The following is an 18,185-nucleotide window of genomic DNA, read 5'->3' on the forward strand; positions in this document are numbered from 1 at the left end:
TAATACGGGTTAAGGTTTATACGGTCTTAAACCAATCCCCATATGAAACTGAGTTTTTTAATTCATTAATACGAACCTTGGTTTTTTCCAGAACACAGGCCTTATAAACCAGACGGGTGCGGACCGCATCTTGAGCTGCACGGGACATAAAACGGCAATCAGTTTCTTTAAATTTAATCCACAGTAATTCTGATTGCTCCAAACCTCGATTACCACCAAAGCTGGAATACAGACCATTTAGCTTTCCATCATAAAAGGCTAGCTGTTTATCAAGACATTGTTCAAAAAGTCCTAGATGGTTGAAGCTGCGGCAATTGCTTTTATACATGTATTCACCGGCATGCAATTGAAAATTAAATGCAATGAAACTAATTAAGAGGCTGAGTTTGAAGAACTTCATATAGGTTCCTTTTTCCATTAAGAGTTAGTTTGCTCTATCAGCAAGACACTGATAGTTCCATGATTCCCAATTCCGTAGTTGGGGGAGGTGCATAGACTATCAATACTTATAAAAAAATCAATAAAGCCCCAAAGTATTTTGCAAATAAAACTGTCGTCGTGATAAATATTTGACAAGCTGTTCATATATTGCATATAACTTCTTAATAATACAGCAGTTTATAAAAAAAATATCCTCATAGTTCCTTGCATCCTCATAATTCGTAAACCATATTAAATCCAGACGCTATTTATTTTGGATAATTATAAAACTGGGTTAGCCGCAAATCTGGATGCAGTTGGTCACTATAAGCGTTTGTACCTTATTCAGTGAGCTCGTATTACCCCTTAGTTAAGGATGGCAATCATGAGACAGAAAAAGATTTCGCATATCGTAATGATGGGAGATAGTTTAAGTGATCGAGGAACTGCAGATAAGGCCGAAATATTAGGTTGCATTCCTATGAGATGGTTTGCTGGTTTGGTGGGAACTTCTCCAAAAGGACGATTTACTAATGGCTATGTATGGGCGGATGTTATTAGTGCATTTTTTGCTAATGATTTTTTAATTAAAGATCTTAAAGCGAAATATGGCTACAGCAATGATGACCTTGCTGATGCGATAATTGCCAAAGAAAAAGGGGTAATAGACAGCCTGCGTTATGATTACAATTTAGAGAATGATCTTTATGTCACATTTGAAGGACGTGATTTCATTCGCTCCTACGATGAGGGAGGTCTAAGCGCTTATGATTATGCTTGGAAACCCAGTACCAGCATTACCCGTTTTTTCAGCCGTATCATTTTATCCACCCTAGAGAAAAAGCGTGAAAAGTTATTAGCCTATGACGAAGAGCACCAAGTAACAGGCCTGCAAAAAGAGCAAACCTTAATTGTTGAATGGTCTGGAGCAAATGACTTAATTACCGTGAATGCAGAGCCTTCAATTGCTGAGGTAGATAGAGCAATTAAAGAGCGTGTCAAAAATATTGAAATTCTTCTGCAAAAGGGATATCGCAATTTTGTCTGGTTTAACTTACCCGATCTTTCATTAACACCACGTTTTCAAAATATGACCGGTAAGTCAGGCGAAAGGGCTCGTGATAATGCTCACCAATGCGTTGATTATTTCAATCAGGAACTCGCTAAAGCCTGTGAAAAATTTAAGACTACGTTCCCACATTGCTATTTCGATGTTTTTGATATTAATAGTATTTTTGTTAAGGCCTATAATAACCCTACAGACTATGGCTTGGATCCCAATAAATTAAAACAACCGTTTACTACCTCACCAGATTTTAGAATATTGCCTAATGGAACAGCCCCAGCTAAAGACTATGCTTTTTGGGATGATATTCACCCTACAGCGGATGTACATGCAGTTTTAGGGAATGAGTTTTATAAAAAATATAATCTGCAATTTGCATTTAGCGAACCAGAGGGTAAGAAGGTTAATGAGCCTGCAATGGATATTTCCGTGGCGCAATTGCAAAAAGCCTTTTGCATCCGTTATGCAGATAAATTAGCAAAAGCGAGCTCAGGGTTTTTTGGACATAAAAAAGCAAGTCTTGCCTACCAAACTGCAAGTCTGGATGAGATTTTGCACCATGCTTTTACTAAGGATGGAAGTGATGTTCGCGAAGTGCTTTCTGAATTGCAGTGGATTAATAAGGCTGGTGACGTGTGTTTAAAGATTCCTGCGCTAGAAACAGCAATGGCTAAATTGCATGATCCCGAATTTGATGCAGTTTTGGTGAACATTTAAGCAGAAACGTAGCCCGTATTACGGACGGGCTACAGCTCTGGGATTCCACTTCAACTTACATTCAGTGTATAATGGCGCCAATTTATTTTCAGGTTGCACCATGAATAAGCAGGATTTCTACTTTGATTTACCCCCAGAGCTTATTGCTCAATATCCCTTAGCGAATCGGAGTGATTCTCGGCTATTAACCTATAATCGCGAAAGTGGAGAATATGGTCATCACCAATTTAAAGCAATCGCTGATTTTCTTAAGCCAGGTGATCTTTTGGTAATGAATAACTCTAAAGTGATTCCCGCGCGTCTTTATGGACAGAAAGCGACGGGAGGAAAGGTAGAGTTATTGGTGGAACGAATTACCGGTGAGTTTACTTTCCTTGCTCATATTAAAGCCAGTAAAGCATTAAAACCTGGGGCAGTCGTTTTTTTAGATCAAGAGCGTCAGCTTGAAGTAATAGACCGCAACGATGATTTATTTGTGTGTAAAGCCAATATGGATGTCTTGGCATTATTGCATGGAGTAGGACATATCCCTTTACCACCATACATAACACGGAGCGATGAAGTTTTAGACGAAGATCGCTATCAAACAGTTTATGCACAATTTGAGGGTTCCGTTGCTGCACCAACGGCAGGATTACATTTCGATGACGCGGTCATCAGCAGTTTACAAGCGCGGGGTGTGCACATTGCATACGTTACTTTGCACGTTGGAGCGGGTACATTTAGACCTGTGCGTTGCGATGATATCAAAGAACATAAAATGCATAGCGAGCATTTTACCATTACTCCGGAACTTTGTGCTGCTGTGGAAGCGACTAAAGCTGCAGGCAATCGAGTGATTGCTGTGGGTACCACGGCATTACGTAGTTTGGAAAGTGCGGCACAACATGGGGCACTGACCCCATGCAGTAGAGATACTGATATTTTTATTTATCCAGGATATGAATTTAAAGTTTGTGATGGCTTAATGACAAACTTCCACTTACCTGAATCAACGCTATTAATGTTAGTGTCCGCATTTATCGGTCATAAAGAGGCAATGGCACTCTATCAAGAGGCAATTGTGAATGAGTATCGATTTTTTAGTTATGGTGACACCAGTTTATTGCTCTAAAGGGAGATAGTGAATGTTGGTAACAACACAAAAGTACATACCAGTTGGCACTTCAGAGGCAGGCTTGTGTTTAACGGCTGAGAATTGGCTGGAAGCAAAAGTAAATACCTTGTCATTCTCGTTAGAGTTTCTACTCTATAAACCCGGCCTTACGCTACTTAAAAAAATCCCTTCTTTGCCTAAATACTTGGGTTGGTTTGGGGCAATTATCTTAAATGCCAGCTCACTAAAAGCAAATCGAGAAGGAACTTATCTTCTTAAATCACCTTTTGATGGTTCTAAAACTAAAATAACCGCAATGGAATTGGTTGAGCTTATCAAGCATTTAAATCCTGACGCAGTAATTCTCCCGAAAAAAATTCTTCAGGATTCCCCACAAATTTGGGCAATTTTGCCTGAGTCAATTATGCCTTTTTTCAATGCGGAAGACTTGCGTCACCATCCGTTAACTCAAAAACATGGTGTCTATTTTACTGAGGCGAATGATTCTTTTACACAATGGGCTCATTTACCACGTTATGTAATGGGGGATTTTAATGAGGAAGCAATTCGGCATCTGCGAGCACAAGGTATTGAGTTCGTTGAAACTGATGAGCCAGTAAAAGCGGGTTTTCATGGCAAAGTATATAGTCAGCAAGGCGAGATTGATTTAACGAATAAAGATGCAGAGATGCAATTTGATATAATTGATTCGTCCTGTATTTGTCCTGTTTGTAAACAACAATTTACCAAGGCATATTTTCATCACTTAATCGAGCATACTCCTTTGCTTTGTCAGCGATTTTTAATCCAGCATAATGTATTTTGGATGGCTTAGCAAAGCTTATAGATGGGTATACACGAAAGTCCTGCGTAGAAAAACTTCTACGCAGGTTGTGCTTGATAATTATTATTGAGGCGCAGGAGTTTGGTGTTGCTCATCGTTTTGTATGAGAACAGCCTGTTGAGATCGGCTTAAAAGTCTGGGGCTACTTACTGGCACTTGCTCCAGGTGCGAATCATCTCGAATTGATAATGGTTTCACATCAAGTCCGGATGCCATTTTGTTATAAGACGATAAGATCTCTTGGCTTTTACTTATTGGCAAGCGGAAGCCAGTTGTTGAACTCTTTTCACCTGAGTGGGGAACGCTCTCAGGGCTTGAGTGTATGAGAGTCGCGAGGACTTCATTCGTTTGTGAGTCCGATGTAGGTCGAGGAGATTCAAGTGTTTCCTCTTCTTTTTTTGGACTATCCTCAGTTTGTACAGAAACTACTACATGTTCAGTGGTCTCTGAATGCTCTTGGTGTACCAGCGGAAGGTGTTGAGAAGGCACTGGAGAATGAGAGTGAGAAGAAGCTAAACTGTGATTATCTTCTTCCGATTCTTCATCATCGGAAGAATCTGTAATTGGGTTAGAACCATTCCCTGTGTTAGATGACTTAGAGCTAAACACATTTACTATGTTTTTAGCTGTTGCTCCTGCTATTCCACCAACGAGTAAGAACGGAGACCAAAGAACTGCACCCAGCGTACTGATGAAACCATTGTTATTTAAACGTGATTTTAATAGGTCTAATGGACCATGATCACTGCTATAACATTCTCTGGCACCAGAAAACATATAGGCGACCCCAATAGAACCATAAACGATTAGCGCACTAAGGCTTAGAGTTGATAATCCTAAGAGCGTGGTACTGCTCGCAGCAACAAGCATTGGAGCGGTCATGTATTCAAAATATCCAAGGATGACAAGAAATGGCGAACCAAGTAAAAGACCTGCAAACATTAAAAAAACGCCAGTATCTGCTTGATGACTGCGACGACCGTAATGATGGCTATGGTGGTGACCATGACTAGGATGGTGGTGAACTTTGCCGTACATATTTTCTCCTTTTGATATGAATTATTTAATCGGACGCAATTATATTCAATAACTAATCATTTTTCATTATAATTGTAAATTTTCTTTTCAGATTGTTATGTATTAAGTGGTCTGAGCACCAGGAGGCAGAATGAAAACCATTGGGCTTATTAAAGGAAACGCTGCAGATGTAGAAACAATCAAGGGGTTAGGACTTGCTCATGCCGAGATTGCTGCAATTCCAGATGCCATCAAAATAGGGGTATTTGAATCGGCAGAGGACGTTGCATTAGCCTCTGGCTTTTTACACCAGTACGCGGGTTTTTTAGTCATAGATTGTCTTTTACCTCTACAGAAAATTCAGGAAATAGCCTCTAAAATTGACCTTTGGATTCTAAATACTCACGAAGCAGAGCTCATTTTAAATTGTACTATTAATTCGCAAGACGCTTGTGAACAAGCGGCTGCCCAATTAATCGTTCTAGGGGTGGGTAGTGTGCTCATTAAAGGGGAACAACAGCATGAGCTACAATGGATTCATGACTATTGGAGCAATGGCACAAATTCTTTTTGGCTGACGCAACTCCGTTATGCAGGAGCCAATTATTCTGATGCGGGCAACACTTTTTCTGCTGCAATTACCTCGGCATTAGCGCTTGGTTACGCAATCGAAGATGCTTTGATTATTGCTAAGATGTATGTCAATCAGGCAATACGTTTGGCTAAAAAAGAGCTTTATTATGGTGGCTTCCCTGAGTCAGAACTAGATCTCCCCTATGTCGCCTCAGCCCCTTTGTATTCAGCCCCAAAACCCTTTACACCTTCTCCTTATTTGGGACTTTACCCTGTAGTTGACACTGCTGATTGGGTAGAGGCTTTATTAAAAATGGGAATAAAAACAATTCAACTTCGCATTAAAGAGCGAACAGACAGTCTTGAAGAGGAGATGAAACGTAGCATTGCTTTAGCAAAGGAATACCAGGCAATATTATTTATCAATGATCATTGGGATTTGGCATTAAAGCTTGATGCACAGGCAGTTCATTTAGGTCAAGAGGATTTAGATACGGCGGATTTGATGGCAATTCAAGCAAAAGGGCTTTTATTAGGTGTAAGCACCTACTGCTATCATGAAGTGGCGCGGGCACATGCCATTAATCCTTCTTATATTGCCATCGGTCCTGTTTATCCAACTCAAAGTAAGGATTTGGATTATGCCGCACAAGGCATAGAAAATTTACATCGTTGGAAGCGTACATTAAGCTATCCCTTAGTTGCGATTGGAGGGATAAATCAGGAACGAATAGCTGAGGTTGCGGCTAGCGGGGTATGCGGAATTGCTCTTATTTCTGCTATTACCCAAGCGGCTGATCCACATAGTGCTGTAAAACGGTTATTAGCTCGTATATAGACACCCCATCCTTCTGAAAGAAGTATAAAGTATAATGCCACCGCATTCAGGAATTTCTTCGGTGTAAGCTCCTCATATGGGGCGATTTTCCAGGCTACTGCTCTATTACAGCTGCATCACGTTGAGATAAAACTAAAAATTTGTAAAATTAGCTGGGGAATTCCGCATCGATTCATTTACCTTCTAACCAATTCCCTATATGATGTCACGCGATTAATTTAATAGCAGTTTTAAGGAGATATTATGAGTTTTTTTATTAGCGATGCTCTGGCCGCTGCAGGCACAACACCATCTGCTCAAGCTGATGGAACCTTTTCACTCATTATGATCGCCGCTATCTTTGTGTTGTTCTATTTCATGTTGATTAGACCACAAAACAAAAGAGCTAAAGAACATCGTGATTTGATAAGTCGCCTAAAGAAAGGGGATGAAATTGTTACTTCTGGCGGTATGTTAGCCCGTGTAGTAAACCTGGATGAGCAATACATTAAAGTGAGTCTTGCTGAAGGGATAGAAATCAATATACAAAAAGGTGCTGTTGTAGCTGTATTGCCAAAGGGCACCATAAAATCGCTTTAAGCCAGTCATAGGGACACGGAAATATGCAAAATAAATATCCTCTATGGAAAAACCTAATGCTGATAATTATTGCAGTCGTTGGGTTCATCTATGCATTACCTAATTTGTACTCAGAACATCCTGTGGTGCAAATTTCAGCTGAAACACCAGTCGATTATGAGGTGCTCAAAGGTCAGATTGAAGAAATTCTTCAAAAAGATAAGCTAGCATTTAGTGAGGCTAATGCGACGGACACTGGTGTCGAAGTTATCTTTACATCTACTGACGCTCAGTTATTAGCGCGTGATGCCATTAAAAATGCGCTAGGCAATCAATACACGGTTGCATTAAATTTAGCCTCCTCAACTCCAGCTTGGTTGCGTTCTATTCGTGCTGAACCTATGAAACAAGGTTTGGACTTACGTGGTGGGGTGCATTTCTTACTTGAAGTTGATGTTGATAGTGTGGTTAGCCGTCGTTACGAAGGCATCATGAAAAATATCGGCCAAGCGTTACGTGAAATTGGCGTGCGTTATTCTGGCATTCGTTATGTCGCTGAGAAAGGGGTGAACTTACGCTTCCGTGATCAAGAATCTATGGAAAAAGCCCTTGCTGCTCTAAGAGATAAAATGCCTGATGTGCTTTTTGTAAAAAGTAAAGCAGCAAATGAGTTGGTTGCTTCCATTCCTCCTGCAGAACTAAACACAATGCGTCAAAATACCATTGAACAAACGATGAGTATCTTGCGTAATCGTGTGAATGAGTTGGGCGTAGGTGAAGCTGTTGTTCAACAACAGGGAGCTACTCGTGTTGCGGTTGACTTACCTGGAATTCAGGATGCAGCCCGTGCGAAACAAATCCTTGGCGGTACTGCAACGTTACAATTCTATTTGGTTGATCAGGAAAATGATCCGCAAATTGCCAAACAAACTGGTTCGGTGCCTGTAAGCGACAAGCTGTACATGATGGATGGACATCCTATTCTTTTAAAGAGACAGGTTGTTTTAAGCGGTGATTCTATTACTTCTGCCGTATCCAGCTTTGATCAACAAACAGCTACTCCGGCTGTACAGATTCAATTAGGCGGTGGTGGTGAAAGCTTATTTACTAAAGTAACTCGTGAAAATATTGGCAAGCGTATGGCAATTGTCTACGTGGAAACCAAGAATGACATGCAATCAATTAACGGTGTTGAAACCCGCGTAACTCATAAAGAAGAACGTGTAATCAGTGCACCCGTAATTCAAAATGCTTTAGGTAATAATTTCCAAATCACCGGATTAACTGATTCGAAAGAAGCAAGTAACCTGGCCTTATTATTAAGAGCAGGGGCACTTCCAGCAGCGATTTATCCTATTGAAGAACGTACAGTAGGTCCTACTTTAGGTAAAGAAAATATACATCGTGGTATGGTTTCTTTAGCTGTAGGTATGGGATTAATTTTAGTCCTGATGTTAGTTTACTACCGATTCTTTGGATTGATTGCAAACGTGGCTTTGGTGCTTAACCTTATTCTCTTAAGTGCCTTGTTATCAATAATTGATGCAACCTTAACCCTTCCGGGGATTGCGGGGATAGTACTTACCGTTGGTATGGCTGTTGATGCGAACGTATTGATTTACGAACGTATTCGTGAAGAGTTACGTCATGGATTGTCACCTCAAGCCGCAATTTATGCTGGGTATGAGCGTGCTTTTTCGACCATTCTTGATGCGAACGTGACTACCTTAATTGTAGCTATCATTCTGTTTGCAGTAGGTACCGGTCCTGTACGTGGATTTGCAGTAACCCTTTCTTTAGGGCTATTAACCTCCATGCTAACAGGTATTACATTCACTCGTGCTCTCGTCAATTGGTATTATGGTGGTCGTACAGTGAAAAAATTATCCATAGGTATTTAAGGCGAGGCTCAGATGGAATTTTTTAATCCAAATTCAAAAGTGGACTTTATGGGCGCTCGTCGTTGGACGGCGCTGTTCTCTGTATTAATTTTTGTGGTTTCAATTGGTGCTTTGTTAATTCATGGCTTAAAGTGGGGCCTTGATTTCACTGGTGGTACTCAGATTGAAATATCCTATCCGCAGGCAGCTGATCTGACTGAAATTAGAAATAGCTTAAGTAATGCCGGCTTTAAAGAAGCTCAGGTGGTAAGTTACGGTACTTCTAGAGACGTGTTGATTAGTATTGCTCCTAGAGAAGATATTGACCAAACACATATGGTTAATAAGGTAATGAGTGCTTTGCCTGGCGCTGTGAAACAACGAGTTGATTTCGTTGGACCACAAGTAGGACAGGAATTAGCGACTAAAGGTGCTTTGGCGGTTCTCGTTTCTTTATTGGCAACCATGATTTATATTGCCATGCGCTTCGAATATCGTCTGGCCGTAAGTTCTGCTGTTGCCTTGGTTCATGACCCTGTATTAATTCTGGGGATCTTTGCCTTTTTTGGTATTGAGTTTGACTTGAAAGCACTCGCCGGCTTATTAGCGGTTATTGGTTACTCGTTAAATGATACCATCGTAGTATTTGACCGGGTCCGTGAGAATTTTATTAAAATTCGCCGTGGTACTCCAATAGAAATCATGAATATATCAATTAACCAAACCTTGTCTAGAACCATCATGACCTCAGTGTTGACTCTTTTTGTGGTGGTTGCTCTATTCGTTTATGGTGGGGAAGCGATTCATGGATTCTCGTTGGCATTAATTATCGGTATTCTCATTGGTACCTACTCATCCATTTATGTTGCTGGAGCCTTAGCCGTAGCGATGGGATTAGATAGAAAAGATTTTATGCCAAGTCAGCGCAAAGAATTGGACGATCGTCCTTAATCAATTAAAACCTGGTTGTAAGCAACCAGGTTTTCCTTAGTGGTTTTAAAGTGTAAACAAAGCCGACTCTTCAGGAGCAGTCTCCTCAATCTCTTCTATTTTTGGACCATTAGTGTTGGATTTTAACTTATCACTGAGCTCTTTAATCACCAAGGACATTTTCTCATCAATGCTGGGATCATCAACAGGCTTACCATCCACTGTAATTTCCCCATTTTCAGTGATTTGCAATCTGGGAGTAGGTTCAAGCTGTTGAGGAAGCACATTAAGTTGAATGGGATGGCCATGAACAGCAGGGACTCCTTTGGCAATGCAAATACCATCTAAGGGGGCAAGACTTGGTGGCTGAGAGGAATAACTAACTAAGAATGAACCTGTTGTTCGAAGCAGATTATAAGCAATATCAAAAGGTAAGCCTGCCACTTGACCTGTGTATTGCCCAACAAGCCGCCCAGCTTTTCCTGATATGCTGGAAAAACTGAAGTTACAAAACGTAGAGATGAGTCTAGACGCAATGGTAGGCGCTAATAAGGCGACACCCGCAATATTTGTTGGGCCGATGAATAAAAGGGCACTACTAACCCAAGAGGTAACCTCAAGACGAGGTGTAATCGCCGCAGATGAACTACTCACTGCTCCTGCAACTACCCAGCCAATAGTTAAACCCACATAATAGAATGTTTCTCCAAAAACTGGCGCAAACGTATTACCGACAGGAAGATAACTTGGTAGAGGTGTAGGCGTTGCTCTCTTTTTTTCTTGTCCATTAATGAACTCAGAGAATAGTTTCCATTCTGCTTCCGTAAACTCAGGATGCTTGAGTTGCTTCAGCTCATGATTAAGATGTGTCAGTGCATCTTGAGTTTTAATTAATTTGTAAGCCGTTTCATAACAACTCTGCTTATCTTCCTCATCCAGGAAATTTTCAGCATTTACCCCTAGATATTCATTAATTAGTTGATATAGAGCGGATTTTTCCTCGCATTTCCCAATTTGATGTTGCACATAAGTGTTTTTTATTTCTTCTTGGACGGAGAGGGCGGCTGCAATCATAATGCGGGAAGCCATTAGATTTGCTTGAAACTCATGTTGGGTCGTAAACTCGTCACCTTTATGAAGAAAGTGTTCCAGAACCGCGATGGTTTTCTCCAGAAATGAAATTTGTCTGGTTCTTGTTTGAACATCAGTAGCACCAAAAAAGGTGAGCCATGAAGTAGGGGCTTTTTCTAAATTAATTTGACGTCTTTCTTCATAGTCTTTACGCAAATTCTTAAATTTTTCTATGCTTCCCGCAACTAGAATGAATTGCATGATATCTCCCGTCCTTAGATGTTTCGACTTAAGCTTGCTAAAAGGCAAACAGCGCTTATCCTGTTGTATATTTTATCTTACTTCCTCATTGTCTAAATGCAATGTTATTTGATTATTTTTTATTGAAATAGTGTAGACTACTTTTTATTTAGCAATTAACTTCTTGAAATGATGATTTTTTTCTAGATTATGATACTTTTAGTATCCCTTGTATTACGACTCATGTGGTAGTACACGCGTTTTATTAAGTTTTGACCTAAATAAAGGTGATTGAATTGATGAATGACACGGTAAAAGTAAGTTTCACAGAACGACTTAAACATTTCTTCTTGTTGCTTCGTGTATCTCATTGGTCTAAAGCGGTTTTTGTAATGCTTGGGTTTTGCTATACGCCAATCCCTGGGTATTTTGTGCCCGCACTATTAGCTTCTTTAGCGTTTTGTTTGATTTCCAGCGCAGTTTATATTTACAACGATATTGAAGATCGTAGCGAAGACAGCTTACATCCACATAAACGGCATCGTCCCTTAGCGAGCGAAAAGGTTTCAGTAGCTGAGGCCATCTTCACGCTTTTTTTATTGCTGGTTACCGGCCTTACTTTAGGTTGGTTGATCTCAAAGAAATTAGCACTGATTTTGTGCTTTTATTTGGTAATTAATCTTGCCTATAACTATATTTTTAAGCTTATTCCGATTTGTGATGTGTTGTGTATTGCCGCTGGGTTTATGTTGCGTGTTTTAGCTGGAACCATTGGTATAGGCTTGTCGATTTCTACATGGCTTGTTATTGCTGCTACCTTGCTTAGTCTTTATATCGCCTTAAATAAGCGTCGACTTGAGATGCGTTTAGGATTAAGGCATGCAACCCGGTCTGTCTTGAAAAAATACAATCCGATGATGCTCCACATTTTAATTCTTGCTGCTGGCATCGCGACCTTTAGCACCTACATTTTTTACATCATTTATGCACGAGATGAATCATTTTATTTTATGCTCACAGTGCCCTTTGCAGCGATTGCTTTGTGGCGTTTTGGCTGGCTTGCAACTCTGGATATTGAAAATGATGATCCGATAATTGTGTTTATAAATGATCGCTTATCACGCATTAATCTTTGGTGTTTTGTGGTATTGACCTTTATGGCTCTAACTCAATGAAATGCTGTTTTCGTTGGTATGACGGCATTCTGGTACTACTGGCGATCTATTTATTTGTGTTTCAGCTTCAAGCAATTGGGCCTTTTACCATTGATGACATGTATATTTCCTTGCGCTATGCCCATAATTGGGCATCAGGAAATGGCTTATTATGGAATGTACAAGCGCCACCGGTAGAAGGCTATTCGAATTTCAGTTTTGTAGTGCTTGCGACCCTAGCTTTATTGTTAAAAGCGGATCCCGTTATTGTTTTAAAATCCGCTGGTGTTTTAGGGCTTTTTTTCACCTGTTATTTTCTTTATTTGATAACTCGTTTTTGGTTTGAGCAACGTAGTGCACTGTTGCCTTGTATTGCCCTATTATTTTATAAAGGGCAGATTATTTGGACCGTAAGTGGTTTAGAAACTGCTGTTTATCAGGCGCTTATTTGTGGCTCCGTGTACTTTTGTTTTCGCGGGATGGGGTATCAGCCTTATCCGCAAACAAGGGCTGAGCCTCAAAATTATGCATTTATTTTGGCTGCATTATTACTTACTTTCGCAGGGCTCACACGCCCGGAAGCCCCTGCATTAATGGCTTTGTTTTTTATTCTTTTGTGCTGGGATAGACCTAGCAATGGAGGAGGACTGTATTGGCAGGGTATTTTTCTATTTTGTCTTACACTCGCTCTTCTTTTTATACCCTATTTTAGTTGGCGATTTTTTTATTTTGGCTATTTATTTCCTAACTCCGTTTATTGCAAAGGAGTGACCAAAGCGTTTAGCTTTGCTTTAGATTTCAATTACTTAAAACTGATTTGGCCTTTTGCTTTATTGGCTTTATTAGCTTGTATCAAAATGCCTGATAAACGACATTATTTTTTATGGTTACCTAGTTTGGCTTATTTGTTAATGCTGACTGACGCAGATCCCATAGTAGCCTTTGATAATCGACTTTTTTTGCCCGCGCTTGCTTTATTACTTCCTTTGGCATTACAAGGTGTTAATTGGCTGGTTGTGCGCTATATGCAAAACAGCTTACTGGCTTTATATGTTTTATTTTTAGGAATGGTTTTGATGTTTATTCCTAAAATGTCTTTATCGGATTACCGCTATTTCAGTCAAAATCCATTAAAAGGGGAGAGATTACGAGAAGAAGTAGTGCAATGGTTAAAGGTAAATACCAAACCAGGAGTGGATGTTGTTTTGGGAGACAGTGGCATGATTCCTTATTACAGTGATTTAAACTTCATTGATTCCTATTGTTTAAATAACCGAGATATGGGGCATTATTCCACGCAACAGCGTTATGAACAGTTTTGTCGAGAGATTATGCTGCAGAAACCTGAGGTTATTATTTTAACTTCGTTAGTGGAGCAGGGACGGGTAATCTATACTCCGAGTGACCTGTGTTTAAAGGCAGCTCTTAAAAACCAGCATGACTACACCTTCCGCCAATCGTTTAGCACCGATGATCTTAATTCGACCTATCGCTATGAATTATTTTCCCTTTCTACATCAAAATCATAAATTGCGAATTTTTGGCGCGTTAAGAAATAATTTATCTAAATATCATACAATTTCTGATGTTATAACCCAACAACATAGTGTACTATCTTCATCTAGAAATGGATTGAGTGCCTTATAGTTTATGATGCAAAAATTAACATCTTTTATGAGAAAATTCTTATTCAAATTGCCGGTCATCTCTTATGATATTTTGGCAATTCCCGTTGCATGGTATGCCGCTTATTGGCTACGTTATAACATGCAGCCATTCCCTAAAATGTTAACCTCTACCCATTCATACATGGCCTTGGCTTTATTAACAGGAATCCAGACTGCCTGTTATTTTTATTTCAAAACCTACCGCGGTTTATGGCGTTTTTCTTCATTAAATGATGTGATGCGCATAATAAAAGCGGCGATGGTTACTGTTATCTTAGTTATCCCGGTTTTTTATCTCAGCTCAATAGTCCATTATTTACCTCGTTCTATTTTGCCACTGTATTTTATGATTTTGACTACCTTGCTTTGCGCAGGGCGCTTAATCACACGGTTATATTGGGACAAAAAGGCTAGAGGCCATGCTTTAGCAGACATTAAACGTGTTTTAATTGTGGGGGCTGGCTTGGCGGGCGAGAGCTTAGTGCGTGATTTAAAGCGCAGCCAAAATTACCACCCTGTAGGCTTTGTTGATGACAACATTGGAAAACGTGGCTTGGAAGTACATGGTGTCCCCGTTATCGGCACGATAAGCCAGCTTGCTGATCGCGTTATAGAGTATTCGATTGATTTAGTGTTTATTGCCATTCCGTCAGCACGCTCTGCCGCCATACGTCGTATAGTGACTCATTGTGAACGATGTAATGTTCCTGTTAGAACTTTACCGAGTCTTAGCGCCTTAGCGGCAGGAAGAGTGGAAGTTAATGCATTACGACCGGTAAATATTGAAGATTTATTGGGTCGTGATGAAGTTTATTTGGAATGGGATAAATTAACAGCAGGTATTGCTGGAAAGAGGGTGTTAATTACCGGTGGTGGCGGTTCCATTGGCTCTGAGCTGTGCCGACAAATTATGGCGCTTAGTCCCGCATGCCTTGGCATCATAGAAAATAGCGAATTTAATTTGTACCAAATGGAGCAGGAATTAAAAGATAAGTTCCCTCACATTCCGCGTATGCTGTATTTAGTAAGCATTACTGATGAGGTTGCTATTGAAAACGTATTTACAGAACTTAATCCAGAACTTGTTTTCCATGCGGCTGCTTATAAACATGTGCCGCTGCTGCAAGATCAAATACGTGTTGCTGTGCTGAATAATGTATTAGGAACACAAATTGTTGCCAAAGCGAGCGTGGCTAGTGGTGTGGAAAAGTTTATTTTGATTTCATCGGATAAGGCAGTTAATCCCACCAATCTTATGGGTACCACTAAGCGTGTCGCAGAAATCTACTGTCAGAATATGAATCGCCTCGTAAATACTCAATTTATTACGGTACGTTTTGGAAATGTTTTAGGTTCAGCAGGGAGTGTGGTGCCTTTGTTTCAAAAGCAATTAAAAGCAGGTGGCCCTATCACGGTAACACACCCTGATATGCAACGTTATTTTATGACGATTCCGGAAGCTTGTCAGCTAATTTTACAAGCCATGGTCAACGGTTCTGGCGGTGAGATTTTTGTCTTGGATATGGGGGAGCCTGTTAAAATCAGTTATCTGGCTGAGCAAATGATTCGTTTAGCAGGAAAAGAACCCGGAAAAGACATTCAAATTGAATACACTGGTTTGCGCCCGGGAGAAAAGCTTTTCGAAGAGTTATTCCATGAGTCAGAGCAGCTCGCGCCAACGGAGCATGGGAAGCTGTTTAAAGCTAAATACCGCGAGTTGAACTGGGATGAACTATCGCAAACTATGTTTTTATTAAACCAGGCCTGCGCGGAATACCAGACTGGAGAGTTGTACGTTTTATTGAAGAGTTTAGTCCCTGAGCTCCATTCCACTGATTTACCTAAATTGCTTGCATAAGAGAAATTAGTACCATGATAATAACTTACGATGATTTTGCAAAAGTAGAACTTCGTTCCGGCACGATTGTTAAGGTAGAACCGTTCCCTCGTGCCAGAAAACCTGCGTATAAAGTATGGGTGGATTTTGGCCCAGATATTGGAATATTACAGACTTCAGCACAAGTTACAGTGCATTATACCCCTGAAACCCTGATAGGGCGCTCCGTCGTAGGTTGTGTCAATTTAGGCGAAAAAAATATAGCAGGATTTGTATCACAATTTCTTTTACTAGGCTTCTCCGACGCCAATGGGGCCATTAGCTTAATCACTACCGACCCCAAAGTACCCAACGGCGAAAAACTGCATTAAAACCGTTACGTATTAAAGACACATACCTGGTTGCTTGCAACCAGGATTTCCCACAATGGCAATCGAATCAGACAGGAGCAGGCAAAGCATTCAAGTAGTATGTGACTTATTAAATTAAAAAACCGCAATCATTGCGAACAAAGTGAAGCAACCCAGAACTAAGTTTTTAACAAAGAATGGTTCTGGATTACTTCGCCAAGGCTTGCAATGAAAGTTTATTCTTCGGGTAATACGGGGTTGAACCCAGCTTCCGAATTAGGCTAAAGAAAGACTGGTTGCTTGCAACCAGTCTTTACCCAATACTACACCGGCGGGAATAAATCTTGAAACTTAACACGAGTCTTAAGATGTAAGGCCTTACGTCGCTTCTTAGATAAATCAAACAACTTATAAACAATCATCGGAACAATAAAGCTTATCATCCCAATATAAAATGCTAATTTATAAGAAGGATCCTTATTCAGTACCAAGAAAAATAAAGCAATACACATCAATACAATTGCACAAATTCCGGTATAAGGGGAATAAGGTGTTACATAACGAAGATTGTCCGTAGTATAACCTGCTTGATACAATCGGCTGCGGAACCTGATTTGTGAAAGACACAAAGAAATCCAAGCTAAAGTACCAGTAAAACCAGAAACTAAAAGTAAGGAAATATAAAGTTTTGTTTGCCCAAAGAAGAAACCAACACACAGCAAAAGCCATACCATAATTAATGTTGCGATTACTGCATTTTGTGGCACGGAATTGTGATTGAACTTAGCAAAGGTATGAGGTGCCATTCCATCACGAGCAAGCGCGTTTAAGGCTCTAACGGTGCCATAAAAGCCTGAATTAGCACAAGATAGCGTCGCACTAAGAGTGACAAAGCTGGTTACGGCTCCTGCCCATTTTAAGTCATAGAAGTTAAGTGCATCAGCAAATACTGAATTAGCTAAACCCGCTTTTTGCCAAGGGAAAATTAACACCAGACAAAATATAGGAATAATGTAGATAAAGAGGATTCTATAGGTCACATTACGAATTGCATGAGGAATCATCCGCGCAGGATTTTCAGACTCGCCTGCAGCAAGACCAATGATTTCGGAGCCTTGGTAATTAACCAGCAAGAGCACCATGGCGGTTAATAAGGGCATCACTCCATTCGGAAGCATTCCGCCTTCACCTAAAATATAGCGAGTACCAATAACGCCTTCAGGCTCACTACCATGAATTAGACCAAAGAATATTAAAATAGCTAAAATAACAAAGCCCAGCAACGCCAGAATTTTAATTAAGGCTAGCCAAAATTCAATTTCGCCAAAGGTATCGACTTTAGCAAGGTTAATGTAGGTAATTAAGAGGCCAAAACAAATAGCCCATACATAACCATTGACGCCGGTAAACATCTCCATGATGATACCCCCCGCAACACACTCTGCAGGAATATAGGCCACCCAACTAATCCAATAAGACCATCCCACGCCACAGGCAACTGAAGGGGATATAAAGTCAGCCGTGTAGGTTACAAAGGAACCTGAAATGGGGATAGCAACAGCAAGCTCCCCCATACAAAGCATAGTTAGGAAAATGATTAAACCACCAAGTACATAGGCTATAAACACTGCAGGGCCAACGAGATTAATGACTTCGCCTGTACCTAAGAAGTAACCGGAACCAATAATTCCCCCAAGGGCAATTAGCTGAACATGTCGATCTTTCAATCCACGGTTGTAACCACTATCTTTAATAGGCTTAGTTGCTTTTGAAATACTATTATCCACGGGCTGTTTATTTCTCACATTATATTAGGTTAACGTTGATGAACTAATGTTATATTCATCCCCCAAAATTTAAAACAATTCTCTCTTAAAATGAGCAAAATAGTTTACAGTAAATACCAAAATCGCACCAAAGCAAACGA

General features: G+C 40.2%; 15 protein-coding genes. 11 read left to right on the forward strand and 4 right to left on the reverse strand.

Annotation, left to right across the window (positions count from 1 at the left end; all coding sequences use genetic code 11):
• Positions 1-16 precede the first annotated feature (16 nt).
• Positions 17-400, reverse strand: coding sequence for a lysozyme inhibitor LprI family protein (locus ACD661_RS01255; protein WP_400185732.1), 384 nt, complete (start codon positions 398-400; stop codon positions 17-19).
• A 405-nt stretch (positions 401-805) separates the two neighbouring features.
• Here ACD661_RS01255 and ACD661_RS01260 point away from each other — a divergent pair, with 405 nt between their 5' ends.
• From ACD661_RS01260 to ACD661_RS01270, 3 genes are all read left to right on the forward strand, one after another.
• A complete protein-coding gene (locus ACD661_RS01260; protein ID WP_400185734.1) occupies positions 806-2,203 on the forward strand; it encodes an SGNH/GDSL hydrolase family protein in 1,398 nt (465 codons plus the stop codon).
• Positions 2,204-2,303: 100 nt separating this feature from the next.
• On the forward strand, positions 2,304-3,317 hold the full coding sequence (gene queA, locus ACD661_RS01265; protein WP_400185735.1) for a tRNA preQ1(34) S-adenosylmethionine ribosyltransferase-isomerase QueA: 1,014 nt from the start codon (positions 2,304-2,306) through the stop codon (positions 3,315-3,317).
• 13 nt (positions 3,318-3,330) lie between these two features.
• A complete protein-coding gene (locus ACD661_RS01270; RefSeq protein ID WP_400185736.1) occupies positions 3,331-4,134 on the forward strand; it encodes a tRNA-guanine transglycosylase in 804 nt (267 codons plus the stop codon).
• Positions 4,135-4,206: 72 nt separating this feature from the next.
• Here the strand turns inward: ACD661_RS01270 and ACD661_RS01275 are convergent, their stop codons facing one another.
• Positions 4,207-5,181 (reverse strand): hypothetical protein, encoded by a 975-nt coding sequence (locus ACD661_RS01275; protein ID WP_400185738.1) that lies wholly within the window; start codon positions 5,179-5,181, stop codon positions 4,207-4,209.
• A gap of 130 nt (positions 5,182-5,311) precedes the next feature.
• On the opposite strand from ACD661_RS01275, the gene thiE reads away from it, so the two are divergent.
• The 4 genes from thiE (at position 5,312) to secF (ending at position 9,960) form a co-directional block, all read left to right on the forward strand.
• Positions 5,312-6,571 carry a thiamine phosphate synthase gene (thiE, locus tag ACD661_RS01280; RefSeq protein WP_400185740.1) on the forward strand — a complete coding sequence of 420 codons (1,260 nt, stop codon included), beginning with the start codon at positions 5,312-5,314 and terminating at the stop codon, positions 6,569-6,571.
• A 243-nt stretch (positions 6,572-6,814) separates the two neighbouring features.
• Positions 6,815-7,150, forward strand: a complete 336-nt coding sequence (gene yajC / locus ACD661_RS01285) for a preprotein translocase subunit YajC (protein WP_400185741.1) — start codon at positions 6,815-6,817, stop codon at positions 7,148-7,150.
• Positions 7,151-7,173: 23 nt separating this feature from the next.
• On the forward strand, positions 7,174-9,030 hold the full coding sequence (secD, locus tag ACD661_RS01290; protein ID WP_400185742.1) for a protein translocase subunit SecD: 1,857 nt from the start codon (positions 7,174-7,176) through the stop codon (positions 9,028-9,030).
• 12 nt (positions 9,031-9,042) lie between these two features.
• Complete coding sequence (secF, locus tag ACD661_RS01295) at positions 9,043-9,960, forward strand: protein translocase subunit SecF (RefSeq protein WP_400185743.1); 918 nt, start codon at positions 9,043-9,045, stop codon at positions 9,958-9,960.
• A 45-nt stretch (positions 9,961-10,005) separates the two neighbouring features.
• On the opposite strand, the gene ACD661_RS01300 is transcribed toward secF, so the two are convergent.
• Complete coding sequence (locus tag ACD661_RS01300) at positions 10,006-11,271, reverse strand: hypothetical protein (protein ID WP_400185744.1); 1,266 nt, start codon at positions 11,269-11,271, stop codon at positions 10,006-10,008.
• A gap of 266 nt (positions 11,272-11,537) precedes the next feature.
• On the opposite strand from ACD661_RS01300, the gene ACD661_RS01305 reads away from it, so the two are divergent.
• The 4 genes from ACD661_RS01305 (at position 11,538) to ACD661_RS01320 (ending at position 16,279) form a co-directional block, all read left to right on the forward strand.
• Positions 11,538-12,425 (forward strand): decaprenyl-phosphate phosphoribosyltransferase, encoded by an 888-nt coding sequence (locus ACD661_RS01305; RefSeq protein WP_400185745.1) that lies wholly within the window; start codon positions 11,538-11,540, stop codon positions 12,423-12,425.
• Positions 12,422-13,933, forward strand: a complete 1,512-nt coding sequence (locus ACD661_RS01310) for a protein LphB (protein ID WP_400185747.1) — start codon at positions 12,422-12,424, stop codon at positions 13,931-13,933. Before ACD661_RS01305 ends, ACD661_RS01310 begins: the two co-directional genes overlap by 4 nt.
• 124 nt (positions 13,934-14,057) lie before the next feature.
• A complete protein-coding gene (locus tag ACD661_RS01315) occupies positions 14,058-15,929 on the forward strand; it encodes a polysaccharide biosynthesis protein (RefSeq protein WP_400187198.1) in 1,872 nt (623 codons plus the stop codon).
• A gap of 14 nt (positions 15,930-15,943) precedes the next feature.
• The gene (locus ACD661_RS01320) at positions 15,944-16,279 is read left to right on the forward strand and encodes a tRNA-binding protein (RefSeq protein WP_400185748.1); all 336 of its coding nucleotides are present in this window, start codon (positions 15,944-15,946) and stop codon (positions 16,277-16,279) included.
• Positions 16,280-16,581: 302 nt separating this feature from the next.
• Here the strand turns inward: ACD661_RS01320 and ACD661_RS01325 are convergent, their stop codons facing one another.
• On the reverse strand, positions 16,582-18,045 hold the full coding sequence (locus ACD661_RS01325; RefSeq protein ID WP_400185750.1) for an amino acid permease: 1,464 nt from the start codon (positions 18,043-18,045) through the stop codon (positions 16,582-16,584).
• Positions 18,046-18,185 lie beyond the last annotated feature (140 nt).

It is taken from the genome of Legionella lytica (assembly GCF_044626755.1).
Taxonomy (GTDB): Bacteria; Pseudomonadota; Gammaproteobacteria; order Legionellales; family Legionellaceae; genus Legionella; species Legionella lytica_A.